We start from the raw sequence: 15,517 nt of genomic DNA, 5'->3' as shown, positions 1-15,517 counted from the left end.
TCAGGCGCCGGTCTCGGCCATCAGGCCGGCGGCTTCGATGCCGGCCACCGCGCAGATTTCGTCGTTGTCGGAGGTGTCGCCGGAGATGCCGACCGCCCCGAGCAGCCGCCCCTCGCGGGAGCGGATCAGCACGCCGCCCGCCACCGGCACGAGCGCGGCCGGGCCGACGACATGGCTCACCGCGGCGACGAAATAGGGCTGCGCCTCGGCCCGGGTGTGGATCGCCCGGGAGCCGAGTCCGAGCGCCAGGGCGCCGTTGGCCTTGCCGCTGGCGATCTCGGCCCGGCGCAGCGACGTGCCGTCCTCGACGGCGGCGGATCTGAGCGCGCCGCGGGCATCGTAGACCACGACGGCCATCGGCTTCAGCCCGCGCGTGCGAGCCTCCCGCAGGGCGGTGTCCACAATGCTGCGGGCGGCCTCGAGCGTCAGGTCGATCATCGGATTCCACGGTCCGTCGCCGCTCCGGGCGGCGGGCATACACTTAGAGGATCAGGACGGGACCGGTCCACCGCGTCGAGGCGCGGCACGCCAGCCGGTGGGCCTCACGACCGAGCATCAGGCCGGCCCGATCGATCGTCTTGAGTTTCATCGCCATCCGAGGTGGCTTCACAGGCTTTGGTTGGGCATGCAGAATGACCAAGGCTCAGTTATGAACACCTTGATTCCGAGATTACTTGACGTGTGTCAAGTTTTACCGCGGGCATCTATAATTTTTTATGGAAACATGAATCTTTGCATGTAATACATTACAGATCTGACAATTATTATAAAAGCCGATTAGTTATTTGACGTGGAATCAGGTCGATGTATGCAGCACTAAATCTGGCGACTGACCTGGGGTCGCGGATGCTTCCGGCCTATGGGGCCATCGCCGCCGGCTTCTGCGTCGGACGCCTGTCAGGTCGCGACTGGATCCGGCATCTCTCCAGCCTGCTGATGTATGTCCTGATCCCGCTGGTGGTGTTCAAGAATGCCCTGGCGCTGGATTTTGGCGCGGCGATCGGCAATGTCGCCCTGTCGATGGCCTTCAGCACGGTGATGGTGCTGTGTGCGGCGCTGATCGTGCCCCGGTGCAAGACCGATGTTCCCCGCCGCCTGGCGTTCTGCGCGTTCAGCTACACCAATATCGGCTGGTTCGGGATCCCGACCGGCCTGGCCCTGTTCGGTCCCGAGAGCCTGCCGATACTGGTGATGGCCTATTTCGGCGGCCTGATCTTCGGGAACACCGTCGGGTTCTACTGTGTAGCGCGCGATCGGTTCTCGGTCCGGACGAGCCTGTGGAAGGTCGCCACGACTCCGGCTCTCTATGCTTTCGGGGCCGGGCTCGCGGGTCAGGCGCTCGGTCTGCGCGACGTGCTTCCGCCGGCCTCGGAAGCACCGTTCTGGGCGGTGACACTGCTCATGTCGGGCTGCGGCATGATGGTGGTCGGGCTGGGGGCCAGCCAGGTCCGCTTCTCCGCCGCCGCGATCCGGGGGACGCTGCACCTGGTGATCTGGCGCCATGTCGCGTCGGTCGTCGCGATCGCGGCCGTCATCGGCCTGTTCGCCCTCGTCGGAGCGCCGGTCGCGACGGAGAACCTGAATACGGTGCGGCTCCTCGGCCTGCTGCCAGTGGCGGGCAATGTCGTGGTCTTCGCCGCGCAGCTGCGCAGCGACGTGGCGGCGGCGTCCCTGATCGTCGCTCTCTCGACGGCGATCTCGACGCTCACCGTGCTCTGCTGGGGCGTGTTTCTCCACGGCGCATAGGCATCTCGTCGAGCTGGAGCGGTCGCCGATCGGCCTTGTTTCCGGCTTGTATCCCGCGTCGGCGGGCGGCATGTCTCGGCGTCGCCGGAAGGCATTGACGGGGGATGGCGGGGTTTGGCTCAGACAGGCGCGCGCGGTATCGCGGTCGGGCGGGACGGATGGCTGTTCTGGATCGGCCGCAAGGACGAATTGGTCGACCTCTACACCGAGTCCGCAGCGACCCGCCGCCTGCTGCGCCGCTGGGTGCGGCTGGTCGCACACCGCGTCCGCCGGGCGAAGGCGCTGGGCGCGACCTACGTCCACGCGATCGTGCCGGAAAAGATCGCGGTCCATGCCGACACGCTGGACCGGCCGTTCCCGAAGCTGGACGACCCGCCCGGCGCGCGGCTCAACCGGCTCCTGGCTGCGGAAACGCAAGCCGAACTGGTCGATCTCTTCGAGCCCCTGAGGGCGGCGCGGGCCGAGGGGCCGGTCTACCTGCAGACCGACACGCACTGGAACCATCGCGGCTATATCGTCGCTTATCAGGCATTGTGCGCCGCGCTCGGGATCGCCCCGGCCGCGCATGTCGTCGAGGCGAACGGGCATATCGAGCGCTTCGTGTTCGACCTCGGCGGCAAGCTCAAGCCGCCCGTGGACGAAGCCTTTCTCGCACACGCATTTCCGCGGCATGCACAGCGCACTGAGGCCAACGCGCTGGTGCATCTGCGCGAGACCGGCCGGGTCGCCGGCCGGGGCGGCTTTTTCGTCGGGTCACGCGCCGTGATGCACAATCCCGAGGCCGGGGATCCCCGACGCATCGTGCTGTTCGGCGATTCCTACGTGTTCGACCAGGGACCGCGGCTCACCGCGATGCTGGCCGAAAGCTTTCGCGAGGTCCACGCGATCTGGTCCGCCGAGATCGACTGGGCCTACGTGGAAGCGGTGAAGCCTGACTTGGTGGTCTACGAGATCGCCGAGCGGTTCCTGCGGCGCGTGCCCACCGACCGGTTTTCGGTCGACGCCTTCGCGGAGCGCCGGGTCCGGCGGGAACTGAAGCCCAGCGTCCTGGACCGGCTGCGCCGCCTGCTGCGTCTTCGCTGACGCGGCAAAAATCGGCTCGCGCGTTGCCCGGTGGCCTTTCGCCCCTATCGTTCCGGCCGGATCCAACGCCCGGAACGAGCCATGGCCGACGCGCAACGCCCCTACGTCCTCTGTCACATGACCACTTCGGTGGATGGCCGGATCAAGGTCCGCCGCTGGAAGACCCTCGACGCCGACAGCCATTACGAGCGCGTCCACGGCGATCTGAACGGCGATGCCTGGATGTGCGGGCGGGTGACCATGCAGGGCTACGCCGACAGCGCCGATCCTTTGCCCGAACCGGTCCTCGACGACGGGAGCCCGATTCCCCGGGAGGATCACGTGGCGAAACGCGGGGCCTCCGGCTACGCCGTGGCCCTCGACGCCCGCGGCCGCCTGGATTGGGGTGCCCGGAACGACATCGAGGGCGACCACATCGTGGTCGTGCTGACCGAATCCGTGCCGGACGAGCACCTGAGGGCGCTGCGGGCCGGCGGCCAATCCTACCTGTTCGCCGGCGAGAAGACGGTCGACTTCGTGCTGGCGGTGACCAAGCTGCGCGCGCTGTTCGGGATCGAGCGGCTCCTGGTCGAGGGCGGCGGCCACATCAACGGCTCGATGCTGAAGGCCGGCGTGATCGATGAGCTGAGCCTGCTGCTCGCCCCGGCGGTCGACGGCGTGTCAGGCACGCCGGCCCTGTTCGATTTCGCCGGGGAGGAGGCCGATTCCATGGGCGGCCGCTGCAAGCTGGATCTGACGTCCTGCGAGCCCTTGTCCGGGGGCGTCGTCTGGCTGCGCTACCGCATCACGCCGGTGGCCGAGGCGGAGCCCAGTTGAGATCCGCCAGGAAGGCGTCGTATTCGGCGGTCACGTCGTCGAGCCGCTCGAAATGCGGGAAGGCCCCGGTCGGCAGGCTGACCACGCGCCAGTTCGGCCGGCCGACCACGCGCGGCGCCAGCCGGTAATCGACGAAGTCCCCGCGTCGCCCATGGACCATCCAGACCGGCAGGCGCAGCTCTTCGTAGAGCCGCGTCGTGTCGGTTGGAAACAGATGGCCGGAGATGAAGCAATAGGGTGCGTGCTCCGCGCCCGGTTGGTGCGCCGAGGCATAGTCGTAGGCGAACAGGCCCTCGTCGATATCGCGCGAGCCAAAGGTCTTCTGCAGGAAGAAGCGCATGCTCGGACGCGAGGCAAGCGCGTCGAACAGCGGGCGGCCGAACGGCGGCCGATCCAAAAGATTGCGCACCGTATCCCGGCCGCGATGGCCGTCCGGCGGTCCGTCGCCGGACAGCCGCGCATCGAAGCCCGTCGGGCTGATCAGGCCGAGGCTGCGGTAATCGTCGGGCCGCTCAAGGGCCGCGCGGGCGAGGTAGGAGCACGACAACGACAGCGCCATGGCGTCGATCGCGGCGCCCCGGTGCCGGCTGCGGATCTCAGCCACGGCCGCGCCGATCGCCTCCACCATCAGGCGCGGGGTGTAGCGGCGGCGGGACCGTTCGGAGAAGCCGAAGCCCGGAAGGTCGAGGGCGTAGACCGGGCGGGACCTGCGGTAATGCTGGTAGAGGGGACGAATCTCGTAGGCATTCGCGGCCGCGTTGATCGAATGGATCAGCAGGAGCGGCACACCCTCCCGGTCGTTCGAACCGTAGAGCACGACCGTGCCGGCGCGCTCCGTGGCGAGCTTTTCAAGCCGGCCGGGCAGGGCCGGCGGCAGGTCCATGTGCCGGTTCACGGCGAACCGGCTCCAGCCGATAAGGCCGGCCGCCGAGCCGAGAAATGCCAGGACGGCGGCGATCCCATAGGGTCCGGCGCGGCCATTCTTGGCAGGCTGACGGCTCATCGGGGCTCCTCGACCTCGGTAACCCCGGCCCGGACTGCGCGACGCGCCGGTGAGGGGGAGACAGTGCCGTCGTTTCAGGATGCGTGGCCGGCCAGGCTGCTCGCCGCGACCGCCGGGGTGCGTCCGGCGGGCCGGATCGGGCTGACATCCCGGCCCGCGGCCTCGCGGAAGAAGTCCACCGTCGCCGGATCGTTGCGCCAACCCTGGACGCGTTGCGAGACCAGAGCCTCGCGCGGGCGCCGGTCGTAATTCGCGTAGGCCGCGGCCACGAATTCCGCCCGGGTCATGGTGCGGGCAGGACCCGACCGGCGTGTCTCCGCCTTGAAGAACAGGTCGCTGCCGGGAACGCCGTAATGCGCGGCGATCTCCGGATAGACCGGCCAGCTGCCCTGGCCGCCGAGATCGTCGGGCACGAACGCGTCGAGGTCGCATTCGGGATAGGCGATGCCGGATCTGGTCAGGAGCCCGCGGGCGAGATCGGCGACCACGTAGAGCTTGGTGTGGTTGATCGAGTGCATGAAGCAGCCCCGGCGCGCCCAGCGCGTCAGGTGCGTGTCGAGATCGTACTGCGCCTGGGCGCCGAGGCCGCGCAGGTAGGAGACCGACTCGTTCCAGAGATCGAAATAACCCAGCCGCTCGAACACCGGCTCCGCGAACAGGCGCAGCGCCTGCGCCTGAGAGAAGCCCACCAGATAGGCGTAAAGCGTGATCGCCGAGTGCGAATGACCCATCGGCCCGGAGATCAGGCCGTCGAGCGAGACCGCGTCCTGAACGCCGACATGGATCAGGTCGGGATGGTAGGCGCCGAACACGATCGTCGGGATCAGGCGGACCTTCGGGTGGGTCCGGAACCGGTCGATCGTGCCGCCATCCTTAAACCGGGGCAGGTAGATGCTGGAATAGACGTGGTCGTAGCCGTCGGCATGGGCCATCAGGTCCACGAGCTTCGGGAAGCGCCGCGTCGCCGTGAAGGCCGAGACGAAATCCACCTGCGCGTCGGGCAGCAGGTAGCGCAGCACCTTGGCCATGGAGCCGGCCTGGCAGACTCCGACCACCAGGATGCGGGGCGAGCCCGTCCGCTTCTTCCCGATCTGCGCGAGCCGGTGCCGCGCGCGCCAAAGGCTGTCCACCGTCAACATGCCGCTTCTCTCGCATGTCCGCCTGCCGCGGGCAAACCGGACCGGCGGGCACCAGGTGGCTAATGGTGCGTATCCCACACGCGAAGCATCACCTGATGCTGGGCTATGACAGTCGAGCGAAGTTGTCGCGCCCCGGGACTGGTGGTCAGACCGCCGCTCATCCAAGGCGGGGCGACAGAGCCCGGAGGATTGCGATGGCCCCGACGAACGTGCCGGACGCCGTGCCGGAGATCGAGCGGGCGACCCTGCGCAAGGTCACCTGGCGGATCCTGCCGTTCCTGATGCTCGCTTACTTCATCGCCTTCGTGGACCGCGTGAATGCCGGCTTCGCCGCGCTGCAGATGAACCACGATCTCGGGCTGTCGGCGGCGCAGTTCGGGCTGGGCGGCGGCCTGTTCTACGTGTCCTACGTGCTGTGCGAGGTGCCGAGCAACATCGCCATGGAGCGGTTCGGCGCGCGGATCTGGATCGCCCGGATCATGATCACCTGGGGGCTGGTGTCGGCCGCCATGGCCTTCGTGGTCGGACCCACCTCGTTCTACGCGGTCCGTCTGCTGCTCGGCGCCGCCGAGGCGGGCTTCTTCCCCGGGGTGATCCTGTACCTCACCTACTGGTTCCCCCGGGCCTATCGGGGGCGGATCGTGGCCGTGTTCATGGTGGCGATCCCGATCTCCAGTTTCCTCGGCTCGCCGATCTCGGCCTCGATCCTCAACACCGACGGGATGCTGGGCTTCCGCGGCTGGCAATGGCTGTTCATCCTGGAGGCGGTCCCGGCCGTGCTGCTCGGCATCATCGCCTTCGCGATCCTGCCCGACGGCCCCGAAAAGGCGCGCTGGCTCACGCCGCAGCAGAGCGCGTGGCTGCAGGATCGGCTTTCCGCCGAACGGGCCTCGGTGGTCGCGGGTGAGGCGGCTCCGGGCCGCCACCTCTCGGTCTGGCAGGTGATGCGCAACCGCTACGTGCTGGCCGCCTCGCTGATCTACGCCGGGGCCTCCGGCGCCAGCCAGTGCCTGTCCCTCTGGCAGCCGCAGATCATCAAGTCGTTCGGGCTGACCAACCTGGAGACCGGCCTGCTGAACTCGATCCCGTTCGGCATCGCCTCGGTTCTGATGATCCTGTGGGGCCGCTCCTCGGACCGGAGGCGCGAGCGGGTCTGGCACACCGCCTTGCCCCTCGGCCTGCTGGCGCTGAGCCTGGCGGCCTCGATCGCCACCACGCAGCTGCTGCCGACCATCCTGATCCTGTGCCTCGCCGTCACGGCCACCTACATGGTGAAGGGCCCGTTCTGGGCACTCTCTACCGAATGGCTCTCGGCGGGTGCGGCGGCCGCCGGCATCGCGCAGATCAACGCCATCGGCAATATCGGCGGCTTCGTAGGCACCTACCTGCTCGGCGTGATCAAGGACGCCACCGGCAGCTACCCCCTCGGCCTGCTGCCGCTGGTGGTGCTCTCGGGGTTGGGCTGCCTGCTGGTCGTGGGTCTCGGGCGGGGCCGCGCCCAGGCGGTCGCCTCGGCGCGGGCCTGAGCGTGCTCGGATGCCGGCGACTGATTCGCTGGCGGGGATGCGCTCGCGGGCAGCTTGTCACGGGTGGAGGCGCTATCCGACGCCGATTGGGCGCTGGTGGCGATCGCCAGCAAATTTCTGTGGCGCGCTGGCAGGTTACGGCGAGGCCGATAGCAGGCGCGAATTTCGCGGCGTGATCAGTATCGCCGAAATCGTCAAATCACGACCCGCGATGGGCGTTTTATCGGGTCGACAATAAAGAAATCGACGGCGACGTGCCCTGACGTTCCTTGCGCGCTGCTTGGGTGCGCGGCAAGTTGACAAGTCAAGGCGGCAATGAGCTTATTCCTAAGCCTGGCGTATGAAACTCCGGGCAGTTTCTTCCTCGGCCATGATAGCCGTCGGAAGACGCGGCGCGCGACGATCGTGCGTCATATATTCAAGTCCCGGCATTTTACGGTAATATTCTGGCCATTATTGCGCTTAGTAATGCATATCAGCCATTTGGCGGCGTGCATTCATGCGTCTAAGGTTGTTGGGGATGCTGTAACGGGACGCTGCCAGCTCGTACGGCTGGCAGCGTCGCAACGGCAGCGCTAGGTGGGCCACGTTGGGATTGCCGCTGCTCGAATTCCAGAAGACAACGACGAGCGAGTCTTCATGGACTCTGATCAATCTACAATAAAAGCAATTTCGTTTTCAAATTGAAGCTCAATAGGACGACCGCAGGATCTCGCTGAGGTGCAAATTATGCGGACTGTCGTCAGATCAGGTACGTGGAGCCCGTAAGATGTTCGCTATCGGTCCTGTCGCGTCTCCGTCCGTCGCCGCAGTGAGGCCTCTACAGGTCAATGCGCCGGAGCGGGTCGCGTCGGTGATAGCCAGCGTGCTTCCCGTGCCGGCGGCGCTGGATCCGCGGACGAATTACGCCCTCTCGACCCAGGCGGCCGAAGCCGTGCTGTCTCTCGTCGAGGCGAAAGCGCCCGTACAAGACACGGTCGCGCTTCTCCCACACCAGGCGGAGACTTCGCCGTCCAAGGACGCCGAGAGCGCCGCGCGGCCGAAGCTTGCCGGCGATGTGCGCCCGGATGGGAGCGCGAACGGCGATGGGACTTCAGCATCCCGGGCTTCGACCGGTCATGCCGTGACGACGGCTTTCCAATCGTCGGGCCTCGAAACAAAAGCTGTCCAGCAAGCCAAGCAGGCCGCGGACTGGGAGGCCTATCTCTACAGAATTACGCATGTCGATAGCAGCATCATGAATGCGATCAGTTTCTATCTGATGGCCAACGATGCGAATTATCGAGATTTCAAGGCCGAGCATCCGAGCGTAGACGTCCACTGGATCAACGTCGACAACAAGAAAATCGTCGCTCTCTGGCCGAGGATAACCGACAAGTGGTTTCCTGACGCGGTTTGATCGGTTTCGATCACCGTGCGATCGAGGTTTCAGGGTCAAGCCGGGTCGTGCCGCGAAGATGTGAGCGTTCGATCCCGTTCTGGACCTGATTGAACGGCATCCCTCCGCCGGCGCGTGATGCCAAGGGCCCGAGCCCATCGACCGCATCTGATCGAGGTATCGGCGGCGACTGGACGGAGAGCGATGGGGATCAGAGTACCGGCAGCAGGGTCCGGATATAGGTTGCGAAGGCGCGGGTGAGCGGTGAGGCGTGCCGTTCATCGAGGCGGACCATGAGGCCGATCTTCGGCAGCGGCGGCAATCCGGAGGTTCGCGAGAGGATACGCAGATCGCCCGGCACGGCGGCCTGGGTGAGCACTGCGGTCGCCTGTCCGGAGCGCACCACGGCGAGAAGCCCCGCGAGGCTGCCGCTGGCATAGGCGATCCGGTAGCTGCGCCCGGCCCGCGCGAGGCTTTCCAGCGCCGCGCGATGATCCAACGTATCCGGATCGCCGAGGGCCAGCCGGAGCGGGTCCGGCCGGTCGGTCTTGCCGTCCTTGGCGCCGACCCAGACCAGCGCCTCGCGCCGCAGGATCTCCCGCTCGGCATCGAGGGGAACCGAGATCAAAGCGAGGTCGAGGCCGCCGCGCTCGAAACGGCGCAGGAGCCGGGGCGTCGCGGCGCAGACCACCTCGATCACCACGGCCGGATGGATTTGCGCGAAGCTGCGCAGCAGCGCCGGAAGGAACGCGTCGGCGTAATCGTCCGGGCAACCGAAGCGCAGCGTTCCATCCAGGCGGCCGCCCGAGAGTTCCGCCAGCGCGTCGTCGTGCATGGCCAGGATGCGGCGCGCATGGACCAGCAGGCGCTCACCATGGACCGTCAGGACCACGCCGCGCCCGGTCCGGGTCAGCAGCGGCTGGCCGACGATGTCTTCCAGCCGCTTCATCTGCATGCTGAGTGCGGCTTGGCTGCGTCCGACCCGCTCGGCGGCGCGGCTCAAGGCGCCGGTCTCGGCGACGAGGGCGAAGCTGCGCAGCAGGTCGATGTCCAGGCTCGCAGCCATCAGGATTTTCGAAGCCTCGGTTCAGATCTATAAGCTACCGTGACGGTGATCCCATCCCTAGCATGGCCGAACCTTCGACGGAGCCGAGCCGGCCATGACGCGGAACGCAGACCCCGATTTCTGGAACCGGGCGCGCCGGCACCTCGTGCGCTACGGCGGAGCCTTCGCGCCGCTGATCATCGAGCGCGCGCAAGGCAGCTTCGTCTACGATGCCGACGGCCGCGGCATCCTCGACTTCACCTCCGGCCAGATGAGCGCGATCCTCGGTCACGGGCATCCCGAGATCGCCGCCGCGGTGGCGCTTCACGCGGCGGATCTCGATCACCTGTTCAGCGGCATGCTGACCCGTCCCGTGGTCGACCTCGCTACGGAACTGGCCCGCCTCGCGCCGGGCAACCTCGAACGCGCCATGCTTCTGACCACCGGCGGCGAGGCCAACGAAGCGGCCCTGCGCATGGCCAAGCTCGCAACGGGCGGCTGGGAGGTGGTGAGTTTCGCCCAGTCCTGGCACGGTATGACCGCGGGGGCTGCCGCCGCGACCTACAGCGCCGGCCGCAAGGGCTACGGCCCCGCCGCGATCGGATCCTTCGCGATCCCGGTCCCGAATGCCTATCGGCCGGCCTTCGAGAAGGACGGTGCCGCCGATTGGCAGGCCGAACTGGACTACGCCTTCGCGCTGATCGACCAGCAATCCACCGGCAACCTCGCCGCCTTCCTGGCGGAGCCGATCCTCAGCTCGGGCGGCATCATCGAGTTGCCTCTCGGCTATCTAGCGGCCCTGAAGCGCAAATGCACCGAGCGGGGCATGCTGCTGATCCTCGATGAGGCGCAGACCGGGATCGGCCGCACCGGCCTAATGTTCGCCTGCGAGCGCGACGGCGTGGTCCCCGACATCCTCACCCTGTCGAAGACCCTCGGCGCCGGCCTGCCGCTTTCGGCGCTGGTCACCACGGCCGAGATCGAGGAACTCTGCCATGCGCGCGGCTTCCTGTTCTACACCACGCACGTCTCCGATCCGCTGCCGGCGGCGGTCGGTTTGAAGGTCCTGGAGATCGTCCAGCGTGACGGGCTCGCAGCCCGGGCGGCGGAGGCCGGTGAACGGCTCACGATGCGGCTGCGCGCGTTTCAGCAGCGCTTCGCCTGTATCGGCGACCTGCGCGGGCGCGGCCTGCTGCAGGGGATGGAAATCGTGGCCGACCGGCGCACAAAGGTCCCGGCACCGGAACTGGGGGACGCGATCACAAAGCGCTGCCTGGAACTCGGCCTCAGCATGAACATCGTGCAGTTGCCCGGCATGGGCGGCGTGTTCCGGATCGCGCCGCCGCTGACGGTCTCCGATGCCGAGATCGATCAGGGCGTGGACATCCTGGAGCGTGCCCTGGAAGCCTCGGTATAACGCGCCCAGGACCGGGATCCCAAAGGGCTCCGCCCTTTGGCGGGGTTCGGGGGCGGAGCCCACGAGAGGCCAGGGCTCCGCCCTGGACCCGCAAAAGGTCGACGACCTTTTGAAACCGGGATTTTCGTGATCAGTACCGAAAAGCGCGGGGAAGCACAGGTTCAGGCCGCCTCGATCTCCTCGCTCAGCGCCAGCCATTCCTCCTCTGCGGTGGCCAGCGCGCTGGCGGCGTCGGCGCGCATCTTGGCGATCTCGCCGGCCTTGGCGGCGTTCTCGCGAAAGGCCGTGCCGTCCTCCAGCGCCGCGTCGATCTTCTGGATCGCCGCAGTGAGCTTCGCCATCCGGGCTTCGATCCCGTCGAGCTTTTTTCGCAAGGGGGCGAGGGCGGCCCGGCGCTCGACGCCCGCCCGGCGCGCTTCGGCTTTCTGGCCACCGGCCGGCTCAGCGTCGTGCGCCTCTTCGCGTTCGGGACCGGACAGGACGAACCGCCGGTAATCGTCCATGTCGCCGTCGAAGGTCTTCACGGTGCCGTCGGCCACGAGCCACAGCCGATCGGCGCAGGCCTCGACCAGAAAGCGGTCGTGGCTCACCAGAATGACGGCGCCCTCGTAGTCGTTGATCGCCTCGACCAGGGCCTGGCGGCTCTCGATGTCGAGGTGGTTGGTCGGCTCGTCGAGGATCAGCAGGTGCGGGCCGTGGAAGGCCGCGAGCCCCATCAGCAGCCGCGCCTTCTCGCCGCCCGAGAGCTTTTCCACCGGCGTGTCGGCCTTGTTGGCTCCGAAGCCCAGCCGGGCGGTGGCCGAGCGCACCTTCGCCTCCGGCACGTCCGGCATCAGCGTGCGGACATGGGCGTAGGCGCTCTCGGCGGGGCGCAGCTCGTCGAGCTGGTGCTGGGCGAAATACGCCACCTGCATCTTGGACGAGCGCCGCATCTCACCGGCGATCGGCCCCATCCGGCCACCGATCAGCTTGCAGAAGGTCGACTTGCCGTTGCCGTTGGCGCCGAGCAGCGCGACCCGGTCGTCGGGCGCGAGGTTGAGGTCGAGCCCGCTGAGCACGACGCGGTCGCCGTAGCCGGCCTTGACCCGCTCCATGGAAACGATCGGCGGCGACAGCGGCTTCTCCGGGCTCGGCAGGTGGATCACCGGCACGTCGTCCTCGATCAAAGCGGCGATCGGCTCCATCTTGGCCAGCCGCTTCACCCGGGACTGCGCCTGCCGCGCCTTGGTCGCTTTCGCCTTGAACCGGTCGATGAAGCTCTGGAGATGCGCCCGCTCGGCATCCTGCTTCACCTTGGCCTTGGCGAGCAGCATGCGCTTCTCGGAGAGCTGCTTGGCGAAGCTGGTATAGCCGCCCCGGTAGATGGTCAGCTTGCCGCGGTCGAGGTGCAGGATGTGGTCGACGCTGGTGTCGAGCAGGTCGCGGTCGTGGCTGATGATGATCGCGGTGCGCGGATAGCGCTCGAGATAGTCGTAGAGCCAGAGCGTGCCCTCGATGTCGAGATAGTTGGTCGGCTCGTCCAGCAGCAGCAGGTCCGGCTCCGAGAACAGCACGGCGGCGAGCGCCACGCGCATCCGCCAGCCGCCGGAGAAGTCCGCGCAGGGCCGCGCCTGCGCGGCTGCGTCGAAGCCGAGGCCGTGCAGGATCGCGGCAGCCCTGGCGGGCGCCGAATGGGCGCCGATATCGACCAGCCGGGTCTCGATCTCGGCCCGGCGCAGCCCGTCGGCGTGCTCGGCCTCGGCCATCAGCCGGGCCCGCTCGGTGTCGGCGGCGAGCACCACCGCGTGCAGGGTCTCCGGGCCGGCCGGCGCCTCCTGGGCAACCGCGCCGATGCGCATGCCCTTGGGCAGCGACACCGCCTTCGCGTCGACCGGCAGGTCGCCGAGAATCGCCTTGAACAGCGTCGTCTTGCCGGCGCCGTTGCGCCCGACGAGGCCCACCCGTGCCCCCTCGGGGATCGAGAAGTCCGCAGAATCGAGGATCAGGCGGTCGCCGATGCGGTAGGTGAGGTCATGGACACGCAGCATGGCGGCGTTCTGGCGGTCCAGGAGCGGCGAGGCAAGCGCTCAGTCCGCGCGGTCCGGCGCCGCCGCGCCCGGCAAGCAGTCGCGCATCTCGATTGTCTATTATCGCACAGAAATACGGAATCGATAGCAGTCTCTTTAACCGAATCGCATCACTCTTGGTCGATTATTTGACAGAACCCCGGTGGGGTATGCGGTGAACATAGTGCAACGCGATCGGTGACCGGCGCCGGATCGACGGACGTTCGCGCCTGCACAGCGCAGCGGCGAAGGCCGGCCTACGGGATTGTGCGCCCATCGGGGGGCGTGTGTTGGGAGAGGCGTTTTGGGTCGCACCGTGATCCTGACCGATGATCTCGGCCGCGGCGAGCGCTTGGTGCGCAACCTCGGCGGTGATCCCAGCCTGCTTCTCCACGATCTCTACGGCGATGGGGAACCGCCCGCGGGCGCGGCGCTGGTGATCAGTGACGTGAGCGCGCTGACCTCGGACGCCGTACTCCGGCTGCGCCGGGCCCTCGCCGTCGCGCGCGACAGGACCACGCCGTTCCTCGCCCTGATCCACGGCAATCTCGGGCGCGGCGAGATCCAGGCGACCGCCCTCGGGGCCACGCGGATCCTGCCGGCCTCCGCGGCGAACGCGATGCTCGCCAACGTCGTCGCCACCCTGAGCACGGGCGGCCGCGGGGCCGATGGACGCGGCGGCCTCCGGCGCTGTGCCGAGGAGGCGCGGTCCGCCTTCGCGGCGATCTTCCGCGGGGACACGGCACCGGCCCCAGCGATCGTCGAGTCCGGCACCAGCATCGTCAACCGGGCGATCCGCGAGTCGAAGGTCCGCGACTGGCTGAACGTGGTGGCCGGTTTCGACGACGTGACCCATCGGCACTGCCTCACGGTCGCCGGCTTGGCCGCCGCCTTCGCCCAGAGCCTGGGCCTCAACGATTCCGATGCCCATCACCTCACCAAGGGCGCGCTCCTGCACGATATCGGAAAGTCGCGGATCCCGCTGGCGATCCTGAACAAGCCGGCCCCGCTGACCCCGGCGGAGCGGGTCGAGATGGACCGGCACCCGGCGATCGGCCACGCCATGCTGATCAACGGCGATTACGATGTCGGGACCCTCGCCGTCGTCCGCTCGCACCACGAATATCTCGACGGGTCCGGTTATCCGGACGGCCTCCGGGCTGCGGAGATCCCCGACCTCGTCCGGCTGATCACGATCTGCGATATCTTCGCGGCGCTGATCGAGGCCCGTCCCTACAAGGCGCCGAAGCCGGTCCGGGACGCCTACGCGATCCTGGAGGCGATGGGCCCGAGGCTCGATGCCGATCTCGTCCGCGCCTTCCGCGCGGTGGCGTTCGCCTGCGAGGCGCCGAATCTGCGCGCCTCCGCTTGAGCCGGCGCCGTCAGATCAGTTCCCAGGCCGTTCGCTCGCGCATCAGCGCGCCGACCAGCGCGTGATTCAGCTCATGCCCGGTATGGAACGCCGCGACGCGGCCTTCCACGGGGTGGCCCGCCAGCAGCAGGTCGCCGACGAGGTCCAGGATGCGGTGGCGGACCGGCTCGCCCGGGAGGCGCATGCCACCGAGGATCCGCCCGCGCATGAGGAGCGCCGCCGAGCGCGGCGACACCCCCTGCAGAAAATCCCGGCCGGTGGCATAGCCGTAGGCACGGCCGGCCATGGCCCGAAAATACCGGCCGAAGCTGCGTGAAGGCGCGATCTCGCGCAGGAAGTTCTCCGGTGTGATCGCGCCGGACCAGTCGATCGAGCCGAAATGCGCCAGTGCGACATGGCCGGTGACGTAAAGGCCCATGCCCGCGCCGATCTGGATCCGCCGCCGTCCGTCCTCAACCGCCACCGTCCGGCGCATTCGGATCACCCGGCAGGGGGCGGGCTGCTCGGTCCGGCCGACGCCGCGGATCGCCTCGCACCAGGGGATCGCGCTGCCGTCGAAGATCGGCAATTCGTCCGCGTCGATCTCGGCCAGCACGTTGTCGATCTTGAGCGCGTGCAGCGACGCCATCAGGTGCTCGATGGTGCGCACGAGCGCGCCCTCACGCCGGATCGCCGCCGACAGCGGCTGCGATTCCCGATACTGCCAAAGGGCCGGCACGTCGATCGTGCGCCCAGTCTTCAGGCGGCGCCGGAAGACGATCCCATGCCCCGCCGGAGCAGGGCAGACCCGAACGGTGGCATAGCGGCCCGAGTGCAAGCTATGGCCGGAGCGCTCAAACGCACCAGCCAATGTCGCCTGGCGCCGGCTCAACGGGATGACCGGGCCGGACGCCAGACCTGCGAATTCGAACTCTTGGTGCATCGGGATTCGTCGGGCGCCACGGCGC

General features: G+C 67.9%; 13 protein-coding genes. 7 read left to right on the top strand and 6 right to left on the bottom strand.

Annotated elements, in window-relative coordinates:
- Complete coding sequence (locus MKL11_RS11150; protein ID WP_243943209.1) at positions 1-438, bottom strand: GlcG/HbpS family heme-binding protein; 438 nt, start codon at positions 436-438, stop codon at positions 1-3.
- Between the two features lie 408 nt (positions 439-846).
- On the opposite strand from MKL11_RS11150, the gene MKL11_RS11145 reads away from it, so the two are divergent.
- The 3 genes from MKL11_RS11145 (at position 847) to MKL11_RS11135 (ending at position 3,645) form a co-directional block, all read left to right on the top strand.
- Positions 847-1,746: an AEC family transporter gene (locus MKL11_RS11145; RefSeq protein WP_243943207.1), complete on the top strand. Its 900-nt coding sequence runs from the start codon at positions 847-849 to the stop codon at positions 1,744-1,746.
- A 114-nt stretch (positions 1,747-1,860) separates the two neighbouring features.
- A complete protein-coding gene (locus MKL11_RS11140) occupies positions 1,861-2,829 on the top strand; it encodes an alginate O-acetyltransferase AlgX-related protein (RefSeq protein WP_243943205.1) in 969 nt (322 codons plus the stop codon).
- Positions 2,830-2,910: 81 nt separating this feature from the next.
- Entirely contained in the window at positions 2,911-3,645 is a 735-nt protein-coding gene (locus MKL11_RS11135; RefSeq protein ID WP_243943203.1) for a dihydrofolate reductase family protein, read from the top strand.
- Here the strand turns inward: MKL11_RS11135 and MKL11_RS11130 are convergent.
- Entirely contained in the window at positions 3,614-4,648 is a 1,035-nt protein-coding gene (locus MKL11_RS11130; RefSeq protein WP_243943201.1) for an alpha/beta fold hydrolase, read from the bottom strand. The genes MKL11_RS11135 and MKL11_RS11130 overlap by 32 nt on opposite strands.
- A 74-nt stretch (positions 4,649-4,722) precedes the next feature.
- On the bottom strand, positions 4,723-5,787 hold the full coding sequence (locus MKL11_RS11125; RefSeq protein WP_243943199.1) for a WcbI family polysaccharide biosynthesis putative acetyltransferase: 1,065 nt from the start codon (positions 5,785-5,787) through the stop codon (positions 4,723-4,725).
- A gap of 194 nt (positions 5,788-5,981) precedes the next feature.
- Between MKL11_RS11125 and MKL11_RS11120 the strand changes: the two genes are divergently transcribed.
- Complete coding sequence (locus tag MKL11_RS11120) at positions 5,982-7,313, top strand: MFS transporter (protein WP_243943197.1); 1,332 nt, start codon at positions 5,982-5,984, stop codon at positions 7,311-7,313.
- Between the two features lie 769 nt (positions 7,314-8,082).
- Positions 8,083-8,712, top strand: a complete 630-nt coding sequence (locus tag MKL11_RS11115; protein ID WP_243943195.1) for a hypothetical protein — start codon at positions 8,083-8,085, stop codon at positions 8,710-8,712.
- Positions 8,713-8,902: 190 nt separating this feature from the next.
- On the opposite strand, the gene MKL11_RS11110 is transcribed toward MKL11_RS11115, so the two are convergent.
- A complete protein-coding gene (locus tag MKL11_RS11110; RefSeq protein ID WP_243943193.1) occupies positions 8,903-9,757 on the bottom strand; it encodes a LysR substrate-binding domain-containing protein in 855 nt (284 codons plus the stop codon).
- 94 nt (positions 9,758-9,851) lie between these two features.
- Here MKL11_RS11110 and MKL11_RS11105 point away from each other — a divergent pair, with 94 nt between their 5' ends.
- Entirely contained in the window at positions 9,852-11,153 is a 1,302-nt protein-coding gene (locus MKL11_RS11105) for an aspartate aminotransferase family protein (protein ID WP_243943191.1), read from the top strand.
- A gap of 161 nt (positions 11,154-11,314) precedes the next feature.
- Here the strand turns inward: MKL11_RS11105 and MKL11_RS11100 are convergent, their stop codons facing one another.
- Positions 11,315-13,180, bottom strand: coding sequence for an ABC-F family ATP-binding cassette domain-containing protein (locus tag MKL11_RS11100; protein ID WP_243943189.1), 1,866 nt, complete (start codon positions 13,178-13,180; stop codon positions 11,315-11,317).
- 322 nt (positions 13,181-13,502) lie between these two features.
- Here MKL11_RS11100 and MKL11_RS11095 point away from each other — a divergent pair, with 322 nt between their 5' ends.
- Entirely contained in the window at positions 13,503-14,570 is a 1,068-nt protein-coding gene (locus MKL11_RS11095; protein ID WP_243943187.1) for an HD-GYP domain-containing protein, read from the top strand.
- Positions 14,571-14,580: 10 nt separating this feature from the next.
- On the opposite strand, the gene MKL11_RS11090 is transcribed toward MKL11_RS11095, so the two are convergent.
- Positions 14,581-15,492, bottom strand: coding sequence for a UDP-3-O-acyl-N-acetylglucosamine deacetylase (locus MKL11_RS11090; RefSeq protein WP_243943185.1), 912 nt, complete (start codon positions 15,490-15,492; stop codon positions 14,581-14,583).
- Positions 15,493-15,517: the final 25 nt, after the last annotated feature.

It is taken from the genome of Methylobacterium sp. J-077 (genome assembly GCF_022829365.1).
Taxonomy (GTDB): Bacteria; Pseudomonadota; Alphaproteobacteria; order Rhizobiales; family Beijerinckiaceae; genus Methylobacterium.
The sequence above is the reverse complement of the archived record's forward strand: the minus strand, read 5'-3'. Positions and strand labels throughout refer to the sequence as shown.

Excerpts from the sequence above, each read along its gene's own strand:
- MKL11_RS11130 (WP_243943201.1), bottom strand. The coding sequence starts at position 4,648 with ATGAGCCGTCAGCCTGCCAAGAATGGCCGCGCCGGACCCTATGGGATC.
- MKL11_RS11090 (WP_243943185.1), bottom strand. The coding sequence starts at position 15,492 with ATGCACCAAGAGTTCGAATTCGCAGGTCTGGCGTCCGGCCCGGTCATC.
- MKL11_RS11135 (WP_243943203.1), top strand. The coding sequence starts at position 2,911 with ATGGCCGACGCGCAACGCCCCTACGTCCTCTGTCACATGACCACTTCG.
- MKL11_RS11115 (WP_243943195.1), top strand. The coding sequence starts at position 8,083 with ATGTTCGCTATCGGTCCTGTCGCGTCTCCGTCCGTCGCCGCAGTGAGG.
- MKL11_RS11145 (WP_243943207.1), top strand. The coding sequence starts at position 847 with ATGCTTCCGGCCTATGGGGCCATCGCCGCCGGCTTCTGCGTCGGACGC.
- MKL11_RS11125 (WP_243943199.1), bottom strand. The coding sequence starts at position 5,787 with ATGTTGACGGTGGACAGCCTTTGGCGCGCGCGGCACCGGCTCGCGCAG.
- MKL11_RS11105 (WP_243943191.1), top strand. The coding sequence starts at position 9,852 with ATGACGCGGAACGCAGACCCCGATTTCTGGAACCGGGCGCGCCGGCAC.
- MKL11_RS11100 (WP_243943189.1), bottom strand. The coding sequence starts at position 13,180 with ATGCTGCGTGTCCATGACCTCACCTACCGCATCGGCGACCGCCTGATC.
- MKL11_RS11120 (WP_243943197.1), top strand. The coding sequence starts at position 5,982 with ATGGCCCCGACGAACGTGCCGGACGCCGTGCCGGAGATCGAGCGGGCG.
- MKL11_RS11150 (WP_243943209.1), bottom strand. The coding sequence starts at position 438 with ATGATCGACCTGACGCTCGAGGCCGCCCGCAGCATTGTGGACACCGCC.
- MKL11_RS11110 (WP_243943193.1), bottom strand. The coding sequence starts at position 9,757 with ATGGCTGCGAGCCTGGACATCGACCTGCTGCGCAGCTTCGCCCTCGTC.